Source organism: Cellulomonas sp. P5_C5, from assembly GCF_054049655.1.
This window is the reverse complement of the sequence record NZ_JBFULY010000001.1, coordinates 245991-259404: the sequence shown is the minus strand read 5'-3', so window position 1 is coordinate 259404 and position 13414 is coordinate 245991. Positions and strand designations below refer to the sequence as shown.

The 13414-nt window shown below is 69.8% G+C and carries 9 protein-coding genes; 5 read left to right on the top strand and 4 right to left on the bottom strand.

Annotated features, from left to right (window positions below; translation table 11 throughout):
• Positions 1–2 precede the first annotated feature (2 nt).
• Complete coding sequence (locus ACXJKF_RS01210; RefSeq protein ID WP_456785918.1) at positions 3–1607, bottom strand: NCS1 family nucleobase:cation symporter-1; 1605 nt, start codon at positions 1605–1607, stop codon at positions 3–5.
• Positions 1608–1832: 225 nt separating this feature from the next.
• Here ACXJKF_RS01210 and ACXJKF_RS01205 point away from each other — a divergent pair, with 225 nt between their 5' ends.
• The 5 genes from ACXJKF_RS01205 (at position 1833) to ACXJKF_RS01185 (ending at position 7916) form a co-directional block, all read left to right on the top strand.
• Positions 1833–2492, top strand: coding sequence for a helix-turn-helix domain-containing protein (locus ACXJKF_RS01205; protein WP_456785917.1), 660 nt, complete (start codon positions 1833–1835; stop codon positions 2490–2492).
• 68 nt (positions 2493–2560) lie between these two features.
• Positions 2561–3028, top strand: coding sequence for a mobile mystery protein A (locus tag ACXJKF_RS01200; protein WP_456785916.1), 468 nt, complete (start codon positions 2561–2563; stop codon positions 3026–3028).
• The gene (locus ACXJKF_RS01195) at positions 3021–3632 is read left to right on the top strand and encodes a mobile mystery protein B (RefSeq protein WP_456785915.1); all 612 of its coding nucleotides are present in this window, start codon (positions 3021–3023) and stop codon (positions 3630–3632) included. Before ACXJKF_RS01200 ends, ACXJKF_RS01195 begins: the two co-directional genes overlap by 8 nt.
• 150 nt (positions 3633–3782) lie before the next feature.
• On the top strand, positions 3783–6362 hold the full coding sequence (locus ACXJKF_RS01190) for an ATP-dependent Clp protease ATP-binding subunit (RefSeq protein ID WP_456785914.1): 2580 nt from the start codon (positions 3783–3785) through the stop codon (positions 6360–6362).
• A gap of 96 nt (positions 6363–6458) precedes the next feature.
• Positions 6459–7916, top strand: coding sequence for a serine hydrolase domain-containing protein (locus ACXJKF_RS01185; RefSeq protein WP_456785913.1), 1458 nt, complete (start codon positions 6459–6461; stop codon positions 7914–7916).
• Positions 7917–7970: 54 nt separating this feature from the next.
• Here ACXJKF_RS01185 and ACXJKF_RS01180 read toward each other — a convergent pair whose 3' ends face one another.
• From ACXJKF_RS01180 to ACXJKF_RS01170, 3 genes are all read right to left on the bottom strand, one after another.
• Complete coding sequence (locus tag ACXJKF_RS01180) at positions 7971–9179, bottom strand: MIR domain-containing protein (protein ID WP_456785912.1); 1209 nt, start codon at positions 9177–9179, stop codon at positions 7971–7973.
• A gap of 142 nt (positions 9180–9321) precedes the next feature.
• A complete protein-coding gene (locus tag ACXJKF_RS01175) occupies positions 9322–11931 on the bottom strand; it encodes a discoidin domain-containing protein (protein ID WP_456785911.1) in 2610 nt (869 codons plus the stop codon).
• Positions 11932–12010: 79 nt separating this feature from the next.
• On the bottom strand, positions 12011–13399 hold the full coding sequence (locus ACXJKF_RS01170) for a DUF1996 domain-containing protein (RefSeq protein WP_456785910.1): 1389 nt from the start codon (positions 13397–13399) through the stop codon (positions 12011–12013).
• Between the last annotated feature and the right edge of the window lie 15 nt (positions 13400–13414).

Here is a 13414-nt window from a genome sequence, read left to right as displayed (position 1 = left end):
GCTCAGACCGCTGGCTCGGGGGACGCAGGCGTCCCTGTGCGCTCGTCCACCGTGCCGTCCGACACGTGCTCGTCGGCCGGGTCGAGCACGGGGATCTGCGGGTTGCGGCGCTCCAGGAAGAGGAAGATCCCGTAGCCGAGCCCGCAGCCGATGAACCAGCTGTAGCTCGCGATCCAGGTGACGTCGAACGCGCCCATGTCCGCGAACGCCTTGGGCAGCACGGCTGCCGCCACCGAGATCAGTCCCGCGACGAGCACGGTCGCCACGGCGTTGCGGTTGTAGCCGCCCGAGTACCAGTACTTGCCCTTCGTCGACATCGTGAACATGTCGTCGACGTGCACGCGCTGCTTGCCGATCACGTAGTAGCCGGCGATGAGGATGCCGAACAGCGGGCCGATCAGCGCACCCAGGACGCCCAGCGTGTAGTGGATGGCGTTCGCGTTGGAGTACCAGTTCCACGGCGTCAGCAGCACCGACCCGACGGCCGCGATCATGCCGCCCATGCGCCAGCTGATCTTCTGCGGGGAGACGTTGGAGAAGTCGAAGGCGGGGGAGATGAAGTTGGCGACGATGTTGATGCCGACGGTCGCGGTGACGAACGTGAGCCCGCCCAGCAGGATCGCGAACGGGGTGTCGATCTGCTGCACGGTGTGGATCGGGTCGGTGATGAGCTCGCCGAACACCGGGACCGTCGCCGACGCGCAGATGACCGTCAGCAGCGAGAAGAAGAGGAAGTTGAGCGGCAGCCCGAGGAAGTTGCCCTTCTTCACCGCCGCGAAGCTCTTCCCGTACCGCGCGAAGTCGCCGAAGTTCAGCATCGGCCCCGAGAAGTAGGACACGACGAGCGCGATCGCCCCGAGCATCACCGGGATCGACGCCCAGAAGCCCATCGGCGGACCGGAGGAGAGGTTGAGCGAGATGTTCTCCCAGCCCGCCTCGGACACCAGGTAGACCGCGAGCGCGATCATCACGACGTAGACGGCGGGACCGGCCCAGTCGATGAACTTGCGGATGGTCTCCATGCCCGTCCAGAACAGCGCCGCCTGGGCTACCCAGAGGATCGCGTAGGAGATCCAGCCCAGCGTCGACAGCCCGAGGAACCCGGTCTCCAGCAGCTCAGCCGAGCTCGGGATGAACTTGAGGAAGATGATGTTCAGCGCCTCGGCCGCGAGGAACGTCTGCACGCCGTACCAGGCGACGGCGATGAGGCCGCGGATGATGGCCGGGATGTTGGCGCCGAGCACGCCGAACACCGCGCGGTTGATGACCGGGTAGGGCACGCCGGTCTTCTGGCTCGGCTTGGCGACGAGGTTGCAGAAGACCTGCACGATGACGATGCCGACGATGAGCGCGACGAGCACCTGCCAGCTGGCGATGCCGAGCGCGAACAGGGAGCCGGCCGTGACGTAGCCGCCGACGCTGTGCACGTCGGACATCCAGAACGCGAAGATGTTGTACGACGACCAGGTCTGCTTCTTCAGCGGCGCCAGGTCCTCGTTGGTGAGCCGGGGGTCGTAGCCGGGCTGCATCGTGCCGGCGCCGGGGGGCAGGCCGGCGGCCTCGACGACGTCGTTCGGCAGCGCTGTGGTTTCGGGTCCAGGGTTCATGGTGGTCCTCACGCGGGGAAGGTCGTGGTGGGGGAGCGACCAGGTGCGTCGCGACGTGGTGGGTCGTCGGCGTCCCGACGAGCTCTGTCCGGCTGTGTCCGTCATCCCGTACGGTGAAGCGATCGCTGAACGGTTGTGAACCTATGACTTCACAACAGGCATCCGGTTACCGTTCTGTGAAGTTTTGTGAACTTTGGACTTCAGTCGCTCCTACGGAGGTTCCGCGTGACGACGACCGCCGACAGCGTTCTTCGGCGGCAGGCCGCCCTCCTCGACGCGTTCGACTCCGAGCAGCTCGGCGGCCGCCTGCGGCAGCTGCGCGAGGAGCGCGGGCTCACGTTGAAGGAGGTCGGGAAGCGTCTCGGCATCTCCACCAGCGCGGTCTCGCAGATCGAGCGCGGGGTGCTGCGCCCGTCGGTGAACCGCCTCTTCGCGTTCGTCACCGCGCTCGACGCGTCGCTCGTGGATGTCTTCGGCGGCGTCGCCGATCCTGCGCCGCAGCCCGTGCTCGACGGCTACGTCGTGCGCCGGGCCGTCGAGGCCGACGTCGTCCGCCTCGCGGGCGGCGTGGTGTTCCGACGGCTCTCCCCAGGGCCGTCACGCGACGTCGACTTCTTCGAGTCCACCTACCCGCCCGGCTCCACCGGCGCCGAGCAGAACGAGCTGCTCACGCACGTCGGCTACGAGATCGGGACCGTGTCCCAGGGTGAGCTCACCATCGACTTCCCCGACGAGCGCGTCGTCGTGCGCGCCGGCGACACCGTCTCCTACGCCTGCGGCACCCCGCACCGGCTGAGCAACCAGACCGACGGCGTCACCGTCGCGACGTGGGTGATCGTGCACCCGGCTGCGCCGCACGGCAGCACGGATCGAGCCAACTCGTAGGTTACTGATTCGAGCCCGTCTACTAACTTGAAGATTATCCGCAGTCAAGACTTTGCTAACCTAGAAGTATGTCTGCTGCCTCTCTCGCCTCCCAGCAAGGTCGGCGCGCCCTCGACCGGCGGCTTGCCGGCTGGCGCGCCGTCACTGTCGACTCAGCAGTACCCGCTGCCGGTTGGGTGCGCGCGATCCGCGACGCGCTCGGGATGAGCGCAGCAGACCTCGCGGCACGCATGGGCGTCAGCCCGGTGGCCGTCAGCAAGCTGGAGTCCTCGGAGCGTCGGGGGAGCGTGCGGATCGACACGCTCCGGCGCGCTGCCGAGGCGCTGGACTGCGAGCTCGTCTACGCCCTCGTGCCTCGCGACTCCCTGGAGGCAGCCGTCCACGCGCAAGCCGAGCGGGTGGTCGCTCGCGAGCTCCCGGCGATCGCCAACTCCATGCGCCTCGAAGGACAGGGTCTGGACGACGACCGGACCAGAGAGGCGTTCGAGGTGGCGGTCGAGGAGGTCCTCAGCCAGCGCGGGCTGTGGCGTGCCTGACTCTCTGCTCAGCGACGCCGCGGGTGCGACGCCCCTCGAACCGGATGAGCGCGACGGCCTGATCCCGACGTACGTCGCGACGCGCGACGACCTCAACGTCGCCGAGCAGCAGAACATCACCCAGGCCGTCCTCGGGCTGCGCCGCCGCCGTCTCTCGGTGGCGACGGTGCTGACCGACACGTTCGTCAGGTCGTTCCACAAGGAAATGTTCGGCCGCGTCTGGTCGTGGGCGGGTACCTACCGCACGACCGAGAAGAGCATCGGCATCGATCCCGTGCAGATCGCCGTCGAGGTCCGGAACCTCGTCGAAAACGCCGCGTTCTGGGTCGCTCCGGAGACGGAGTGGATCACCCGCGACCAGGCCGTCGCCAAGATCCACCACCGGCTCGTTGCCGTCCACCCGTTCCCGAACGGCAACGGGCGGCACGCGCGGGCCTACTGCGACGTCCTGATGCGGCAGCTCGGCGGTGTGCCCTTCTCCTGGGGAGCAGGAGCGGACCTGCAGACCGACACCCCGGACCGGGGCGCCTACCTCGTCGCGTTGCGGCGCGCGGACGCGGATCCCGACGACCTCGACCCGCTCGTCGCGTTCGCGCGGTCGTGACGTCGCCTGCGCAACCGGGGCCGGTCGTCACGCCTGCGGCGAACACGGGCAGTCCAGGGACCACCCCGCAGTTAGCATCGAACAACGCCGCCCCGTCGACCCCCGGTGCGCCAGCCAGGGGAGCCGGCACGCAGCTCGTGAGGAGTGCACATGTTCGAGAGATTCACGGACCGAGCCCGTCGTGTGGTCGTCCTTGCCCAAGAAGAGGCACGGATGCTCAACCACAACTACATCGGGACGGAGCACATCCTCCTGGGCCTCATCCACGAGGGTGAGGGCGTCGCCGCCAAGGCTCTGGAGTCGCTCGGCATCTCGCTCGAGGCCGTGCGCGCCCAGGTGCAGGAGATCATCGGCGAGGGCCAGCAGGCCCCGTCGGGCCACATCCCCTTCACCCCGCGCGCCAAGAAGGTCCTCGAGCTGTCGCTGCGCGAGGCGCTCCAGCTGGGCCACAACTACATCGGGACCGAGCACATCCTGCTCGGCCTCATCCGTGAGGGCGAGGGCGTCGCCGCCCAGGTCCTCAACAAGCTCGGTGCGGACCTGAACCGCGTTCGCCAGCAGGTCATCCAGCTCGTCTCCGGCTACCAGGGCAAGGAGCCCGTCGCCGCCGGTGGTCCGCAGGAGGGCCAGCCCTCGGGCAGCGCCGTCCTCGACCAGTTCGGGCGCAACCTCACGCAGGCTGCGCGCGACGGCAAGCTCGACCCGGTCATCGGGCGCGAGAAGGAGATCGAGCGGGTCATGCAGGTGCTGTCCCGCCGCACCAAGAACAACCCGGTCCTCATCGGAGAGCCTGGCGTCGGCAAGACCGCCGTCGTCGAGGGGCTCGCGCAGGACATCGTGCGCGGCGACGTGCCCGAGACGCTCAAGGACAAGCAGCTCTACACGCTGGACCTGGGCGCGCTCGTGGCGGGTTCCCGCTACCGCGGTGACTTCGAGGAGCGCCTGAAGAAGGTCCTCAAGGAGATCCGCACGCGCGGCGACATCATCCTGTTCATCGACGAGATCCACACCCTCGTCGGTGCGGGTGCCGCCGAGGGCGCCATCGACGCCGCCAGCATCCTCAAGCCGATGCTGGCGCGCGGCGAGCTGCAGACCATCGGTGCCACCACGCTCGACGAGTACCGCAAGTACGTCGAGAAGGACCCGGCCCTGGAGCGTCGCTTCCAGCCGATCCAGGTGGCCGAGCCCAACCTGCAGCACGCGATCGAGATCCTCAAGGGTCTGCGCGACCGGTACGAGGCGCACCACCGGGTGTCCATCACGGACGCCGCCCTGGTCGCCGCCGCGACGCTGGCGGACCGGTACGTCAACGACCGCTACCTGCCGGACAAGGCGATCGACCTGGTCGACGAGGCCGGCGCCCGCCTGCGCATCCGCCGCATGACGGCTCCGCCGGAGCTGCGCGAGCTCGACGAGCAGATCGCCGAGACGCGCCGCGACAAGGAGTCGGCGATCGACGAGCAGGACTTCGAGAAGGCAGCCCGTCTCCGCGACGCCGAGAAGCAGCTCGGTCTCAAGCGCGTGGAGAAGGAGAAGGCCTGGAAGTCCGGCGACCTCGACGCGGTCGCGGAGGTGGACGAGGAGCTCATCGCCGAGGTGCTGGCGATCGCCACCGGCATCCCGGTGTTCAAGCTCACCGAGGAGGAGTCCAGCCGCCTGCTCCACATGGAGGAGAACCTGCACAAGCGGGTCGTCGGCCAGGACGCCGCCATCAAGGCGCTCTCGCAGGCCATCCGTCGGACGCGTGCCGGGCTCAAGGACCCGAAGCGTCCCGGTGGCTCGTTCATCTTCGCCGGCCCCACGGGCGTCGGGAAGACGGAGCTGGCCAAGGCGCTCGCGGAGTTCCTCTTCGGTGACGAGGACGCGCTGATCCAGCTCGACATGTCCGAGTTCTCGGAGAAGCACACCGTGTCGCGCCTGTTCGGCTCGCCCCCCGGCTACGTCGGGTACGACGAGGGCGGGCAGCTCACGGAGAAGGTGCGTCGCAAGCCGTTCTCGGTGGTCCTCTTCGACGAGGTCGAGAAGGCGCACGCGGACATCTTCAACTCGCTGCTGCAGATCCTCGAGGACGGTCGCCTGACCGACTCGCAGGGCCGCGTCGTCGACTTCAAGAACACCGTCATCATCATGACCACGAACCTCGGCACCCGGGACATCGCCAAGGGCCTCATGACCGGCTTCCAGGCCGGCGGGGACCTGTCGACGTCGTACGAGCGCATGAAGTCCAAGGTCAACGACGAGCTCAAGCAGCACTTCCGGCCTGAGTTCCTCAACCGCGTCGACGACGTGGTCGTGTTCCCGCAGCTGTCCCAGCCGGAGATCTTCCAGATCGTCGACCTCATGGTCGCCAAGCTGGCCAAGCGTCTGCGGGACAAGGACATGGACATCGAGATCACGCCCGCGGCCAAGAAGCTGCTGTCGGAGAAGGGTTACGACCCGGTCCTGGGTGCTCGGCCGCTGCGCCGTGCGATCCAGCGGGACATCGAGGACGCACTGTCCGAGAAGATCCTGTTCGGCGAGCTCAAGGCCGGCCAGAAGGTGATCGTGGACGCCGAGGGTGAGGGTCTGCTCGGAGAGTTCATCTTCCGCGGTGTCCCGCGCGGTTCGTTCACGTCGGACCCGGTCCCCGTCGGAGCCTCCTACGGCACCCCCGGTTCGGGCACCGACCTGCCGGCCGCCGGTCCGACGATCAGCGACAGCGGGACGGGCACCCTGCCCCAGGTGGGCTGACCCGCACAGCACGCACGACGAACGCCCCGGTCCCCTGCGGACCGGGGCGTTCGTCGCGTCCGGGCGGGCGCGGGCGGCGGGTGGCAGGGTGGGCGCATGCCTGGACTTCGACGTCTGCCCCGTTCCGCACCCGAGGAGCAGGGGGTCGACCCACGGGCTCTCCTGCGGCTGGTCGACGCGCTCGTCGACTGGCCCGAGCTGCACTCGCTGATGGTGGTGCGGCACGGGTCGGTGGTCGCGGAGGGGTGGGCGGCGCCGTTCGCGCCGGACCGGCTGCACGAGCTCTTCTCGCTGAGCAAGAGCTTCACGTCGACGGCGGTCGGGTTCGCGGTCGCCGAGGGGCGGTTCGGGGTGGACGACCTCGTCCTGGACCACTTCGCCGACGAGGCACCGGCCGACCCGGACGAGAACCTGCGGCGGATGCGCGTCCGGCACCTGCTCACGATGACCACGGGGCACGCGGACGACCCCACGGGTCGGGCGTTCCAGACGGGGGACTGGGTGAAGGCGTTCCTCGCGGAGCCGGTCGAGCACGAGCCCGGCACGTTCTTCGTCTACAACACCGCGGGCACGCACGTCCTGGCCGCGCTGGTGCACAAGGTCACCGGCGAGCGCCTGCTCGACTACCTCGGCCCTCGGCTGTTCGAGCCGCTGGGCATCGAGGGGGCGGCGTGGCAGCAGTCGCCCCGCGGCGTCGACGTCGGCGGCAGCGGGATGTCGGGGACCACCGAGGACATCGCCGCGTTCGGCCAGCTGTACCTGCAGGACGGCGTCTGGGACGGGGTGCGTGTCCTCCCGGAGGGGTGGGTCGCGGAGGCGACGCGCGCGCAGGTGCCCAACGACCAGAACCCCGACATCGACTGGGCGCAGGGCTACGGGTACCAGTTCTGGCGCGGGCGTCACGACAGCTACCGCGGGGACGGGGCGTTCGGTCAGTACTGCGTGGTTCTGCCCGAGCAGGACGTCGTCGTGGCGATCACCGCGGGCGTCGGCGAGATGCACGGTGAGCTCGCGCTCGTCTGGGAGCACCTGCTGCCCGGGCTCGGTGACGGCCCGCTCCCGGACGACCCCGAGGGTCGACGGCTGCTCGGCGAGCGGCTGGCCGGGCTGCGTCTGGACCCGCCGCACGGCTCGCCGACGTCGCGCGTCGGCGCACACCTCGACGGGCGCACGATCACGTTCGAGCCGAACACGCTGGGGATCCGGAACGCGGTGCTGGAGGTCGGCGACGGGCACGACCGGCTGACCATCGACCACGAGGAGGAGACGGTCATCGTGTCGGTCGGGCACGCGGAGCCGGTGCTCGCGCGGACCTCGGTGCGGCGGCACGACCCGGAGGACGTGCTGGTCAGCGGCACCTGGACGGCCCCCGACACCTACGTGCTGACGTTCCGGTTCGTGGAGTCGCCGTTCGTCGTGACGGCGACCGCGACGTTCGACGGGGACGACGGCGTCGTCGTCGAGGGTGGATTCAACGTCGCGTTCGGACCGACCGAGAGCCCTCGCCTGGTCGGCAGGGTCGTGCGCGACGACGGCGAGGTGTGGGTCGGCTGAACGGCTGCGACGAGCGAGCGCGCGACGTCGGAACCGCGCGTGCCCGGGCGAGGCTCAGCTGAGCTCCAGCACCGTCCACCAGTCGTTGACGTCGCGCTTCCGGTAGCCGGTGACCTCCTGCTGGCCGGCGGTCAGTCGCGGGTCGGACGCGTGGTGGGAGTGCAGGGACGCGTCCGTCGCGACGTGCACGAGGCGGACGCGGGCGCCGGCGGTCCACGGGCGCGAGTCGACGACCTCGACGCGCCAGTCCGCGCCGGCGTCGGCCGTGTCCGAGGCGCTGACCTGCTGCTGCTTCGAGAGCGGTGACTGCACTCCCGCGCTGCTGCGGAGCCACCGGCCGGTGGACACGTGCCGCAGCCGGACCACCGACCCGTCGCGCAGGTCGGTGCCCGCGGGTGTCCCGGCGGTCCCGACGAGCAGCCAGCGGTCGTTGTCGTCGGATCCCCCGAAGCAGGTGACCTGCTGCAGGCCGTCGGTGCCGGGGTGGGTGTAGGGCAGGTCGTGGGAGTGCAGCGTCAGCCCGGTCCACACGTGCGACAGCTTGACGGTGTCGCCGGTGGACACGGGGTCCTTGCCGTCGGGGGCCTTCCGGGTGAGCACCCGGGGGCGTCGTGGCGTGTAGTCCTGCAGGAAGAACCCCCGCCAGGAGTGGCCGTTGGACGCGGTCCAGTCGGGCTGGTCGGCGTCGGACGTCAGCGTCACGGGCTTGCGGGGGGTGTTGCTGTCGTAGATCAGCACCGTCGTGCGGCCCGTCGAGCGGTCCTGCTCGTAGCCGTACGCGATGACCTGGTGGTTGTCGCCGATGGACGCGAGGTTGCGCGCGACGACCAGGCCGAGCACCACGGGCCGCCCGGCGTCGATCGACGCGATGAGCCGGGGGACCTCCTCCTCCTTGGTCCACCGCGTGACGCCCTTGAACACCCAGGTCTCGTCGTCGGAGTGCATGGACCACGTGACGAACTTCGCGGCGGAGCCGGTGAAGAACGAGTCCCGCAGGCGCTGGGTGAACAGCTGCGCGAGCCAGTGGCTGTCGGGCGGGACGCGGCTGGGCGTCCACAGGTCGGAGCGCCACACGGGGACCGGCTGGCCCGCGAGGAAGTAGTCGAGGGCCGCGTACGCCATCCCGCCGCACCGGCCGGCCGTGGTGATCCGGGCGCCGTTGGGCAGCGTGAGCACCTCGTTGACGAACGCGTTGGGGAACGCGAAGCCGTGGGTGGCGGGGTCGAACGCGACCGTCCGCCCGGTGAGGACCTGCTCCGGCATGACGTCCCTCTCGTCCCGACGAGCCGCACGTCAGCGTGCGGCACCCTCCTGACGAGGGTGACACGAAGGAGTCGGCGGGGCCGGGTGAGATACACCGACGGCCCCGGTCGTGGGACCGGGGCCGTCGGTGCGCTGCGCTGGGTCAGCCGCCGTAGCTGGCCAGGTACGACGGGATGGTGGCCGTGCCCTGGGCCACGCCGCCGGTGTCGTTGATGACGTGCGCGATGATCCCGTTGCCGCCGAGCGACACCGTGAGGATGTTGTGGAACCGCACCCCCGGCTTCACCGGCGCCTGGAACCCGCTGTCGACGACGATGCTCGGGTCGACGTTGAAGAAGCTGTACACGCCGCCGCCCCAGAGCTCGTGGGTGGTCACACCGTCGGCCACCCGGTAGCCCGCGTAGCCGCGGCGGGAGCCGTTCTGCCACGCCGCCTGGTTGGGCACGTCGTACGGCAGCTCGTTCTGGTAGAAGATCGTCCGCCCGCGGTCACCGTTCCAGAGGGTGTTCTCCTTCTGGTAGTGCTCCACGAACAGACCCAGCCCGAGCACGTCGTTGCCGTTCACGACGAGGCCGTACGCGGACGGGTTCTCGTTCCAGCCCACCCCGGCCCCGTGGTCACCGCGCCAGGACCAGATGTGGTCGATGATCGTGTCGTCGGAGTTGACGACGATGGCCGATGTGACCTTGCCGGGGATCCGGCCGCCGACGCGGACGAACACGTCGTGCAGCGAGACCGGGTTGGTGGCGCGGTCGGTGTGGTTGCCGGCCGAGCCCACCTCGAGCATCGCCGGGGAGTTGACGACGCCCGCGTCGAACAGCACACCGGCGATCCGCACGCCGTTGACGTCGCCGACCTTCATGGCCGTCTGGCCGGCCGTCGGGACGATCGTCGCGTAGCCGAGGCCGAGCACGACGGTGTCCGCCCGGTTGACCTCGATCGTCTTGTCCAGGGAGTAGATCCCGGGCGTGAGCAGCAGGTGCAGGCCCTGGGCCAGCGCGGTGTTGATGCGGTCCGCGGTGTCACCGGGCTTGGCGACGTAGAACTTGCTCAGCGGGATCGACGTGCCCGGCGTGTTCGGCCACGAGACGCCGCGGGCGTTGGTGCGGGACGACGGCACGAACACCGCGTAGCTGGAGCCGTCGAGGTACAGGTACGGCTTCTCCCGGCTGACGGGCGTGGTGTCGAGCACGGTGTGCGACGGGTTCGGGAAGCTCGGTGCCGGCGAGCCGGTCACGCCCGAGAACACCATGTTCCAGACCGAGCCCTCCCAGCGGCCCAGCGCCGAGTCGCGGGTGTACCACTGCTGCTGCGACGCCGACTTCATCGCTCCGTCGACCTTGGAGTCCGCCGTGAAGCCACCGGAGGCCCAGCCGTACGAGGACGGGAAGACCGCGAGGTCGCCCGCCACGTGGATACGGCGCATGGGCGCCGCCTGCGAGACCGCCCAGCGGTTCTCCCCGGTGAACGGCGTGATCTTCAGGTTCTCCATCGAGCGCCAGAAGTTCTGCGTCGCGTTGCCGTCGAACCACTGCGCGTCGGCCCACACGCCGCCGGTGATGTTGACGTCGTCGGGGTTGCGGCCGAGGCCGTTGATCGACGTGTTGAACCCGATGTGCGCCTGCACGTCGTACGTGCCGGGAGCGAAGAGGAACTGGTCCCGGCGGGTGCCGAACTGCGCCGTCTCCTGGGCCGTGAACGTCTCGTCGAGCTTCGCCTGGATCGCCGCCTGGCCGGTGGTCGGCGTGAACACGTGCACGTTCGGCCCGAGGTCACCGCCGCCCGGGATCGGGTCGGTCACTGGAGGAGTTCCACCTGCGTTGATCTGGACCTCCCAGAGCGAGTAGCCGTAGCCCGTGCCCCGGGCCGTCAGGTCGAGCCGCACGTAGCGCGCGGTCGCGGCGACGTCGATCGTCTGCACGCCGCCCGTGCCGTTGGTGACCGTAGCCGCCGTCGCCCACGTGGTGCCGTTGGTGGACGTCTGGACGCGGAACGCCTTGCCGTACGCGCCCTCCCACCGCAGCGTCACCTTGCAGACGGCCTGCGACGAGCCCAGGTCGACTTGCCACCATTGCGCGTCCGCGAAGGTGCTGGACCAGCGGGTGCCGAGGTTGCCGTCGACCGCCGCGCTCGCGGGCGTGCCGCCGTTCTCCGCGGTCGACGCGGTGGCCGTCTTGCCCTGCGCGACGTTGGCCGTGCCGCACGTGCCGGACGTCGCGGTCGGTGTCGGGGTCGGTGTCGGCGTGATCCCGCCGACCTCACCGAAGACCTGGAACTCCCACAGCGAGTAGCCGTAGCCGGTGCCGCGGGCCGTGAGGTTGAGCCGCACGTACCGGGCGGTGCCGGCGACGTTCACGTTCTGCGTGCCGCCGGTGCCGTTGGTGACCGTGGCGGCCGTGGACCAGGCCGTGCCGTTGGTGGACGTCTGGACGGTGAACGCCTTGCCGTACGCGGCCTCCCAGACGAGCGTCACGTGGTCGAGCGTGGCGGTCTGGCCGAGGTCGACCTGGAAGGTCTGCGGGTCGGCCGCGAGGCTGGCCCAGCGAGTGGCGGCGTTGCCGTCGACCGCGTTCTTGGCGGGGGTGTAGTCGGCGTTCTCCGTCGACGACGCCGTGGCGGTCTTGCCTTGCGAGAGGTTCACGGGCGCGGCGTTCGCGGCGGTGGCAGCGGTGATCGCTCCGACCGCGACGACGCCGGCGGCCAGGACCGCGGCGACCCAGGCTCGCGCCCGGGAGTGGACATGGGTGTGCATGGAGGTTCCTCTTCGGGATGGGTGGGAGCACGGCCCGGCCGGGCCTGATGCGGGTGCGGCCGGGCCGTGCGGCTGGGGGCTACGGGATGAGCTGGTAGTTCGCGTCGAGCACCGATCCGGCCCACGGCTTGTACAGGTCGTAGCCGCGCGGGTTGCACTGCAGACCGCCGTTGATGCAGTGCTCGGTCAGCGCCTGGAGCACGGCCGGGTCCCACGCGTTGAAGAAGTCGTAGTGGAACGAGAACCCACGACCGCTGGAGAACCGGACGTCCGACATGTTCCCGTCGGCGGGCCAGGACAGCTTGAACTCGATCATCGGCACCGCCACCGGGTGGCTCGCCGTGCACTCACCGTTGACCGGGTACGCCATGTGGCTCTTGTGGTTGGCCGAGTCGAGGTTGATGCCGTCCCAGCAGCTGGGTGCCTGGTAACGGACGTTGAGCTGCGAGCCGACGGGGCAGCTCGCCGGGATGTCCCAGTTGAACGAGCTGTTGCCGCACTCGAAGCCCTCGACCGCGCCGGGGGCCGTCCGGAACTCGTCCTTCGTCGCCGTCATGCTGCCGACGAGGAACCGCAGACCCTGCGGGAACGGGACGACCTTCTTGTAGTCGATGATCCCGGTCTTGTAGTAGATGGTCTGCTCGTTGCTGGCGACGACCTTGTTCTCGCCGCGCATGAGCGTCGGGAACCAGTACGCCGACTCGTCCTGCGGGACCGTGCAGCTGGTGCTGTTCGCGGCCAGCAGGGACGCCGTCGTCGTGTTCGCGTTGGTCGAGCGGTTGCCCATGAACGTGTGGCTGTGCGACGCGCCCGCCTGGCCCGGGTAGACGATCGGGTCGTCGTTCAGCGTGTGCGTCGGGGTGCAGTTGGCCTGGAACTCGTGGTGCGTCACCGTCGTGTCCGCCCCCGGCGGGGCCGGCGGCAGCGGCTTCGGCGTGTGCGGAGCCGTGCTCGCGCCACCCGTGCCGTACACGGCGAGGTCCCACAGCGAGTAGCCGTAGCCCGTGCCGCGCGCGGTGAGGTTCAGCCGCAGGTAGCGGGCCGTGCCCGACGCGGCGACCGTCTGGTTGCCGCCCGTGCCGTTGGTGACGGTGGCGACGGTGGTCCAGGTGGTGCCGTTCGGGGAGAGCTGGACCTGGAACGCCTTGGCGTAGGCGGCCTCCCAGCGCAGCTCGACGCGGTCGACGGTGGCGGTGGCGCCCAGGTCGACCTGGATCCACTGGGCGTCGGAGAACTGGCTGGCCCAGCGGGTGTTCCCGTTGCCGTCGACGGCCTTGGACGCGGTGAAGTCCGGGCCCTCCGCCGACGAGGACGTGGCGAGCTTGCCCTGCGAGATGTTGACGGGTGCGGCGCTCGCGGTCGTGGCGACCGCGACACCGAGACCGGTCGCGACGAGCACGGCCGACAGGGCTCCGGCGAGCACGGCCCGGGCCTTCCGTGAGCGTGGTGCATGGAGATGGGTGGGCATGAGGTCTCCTTCAGG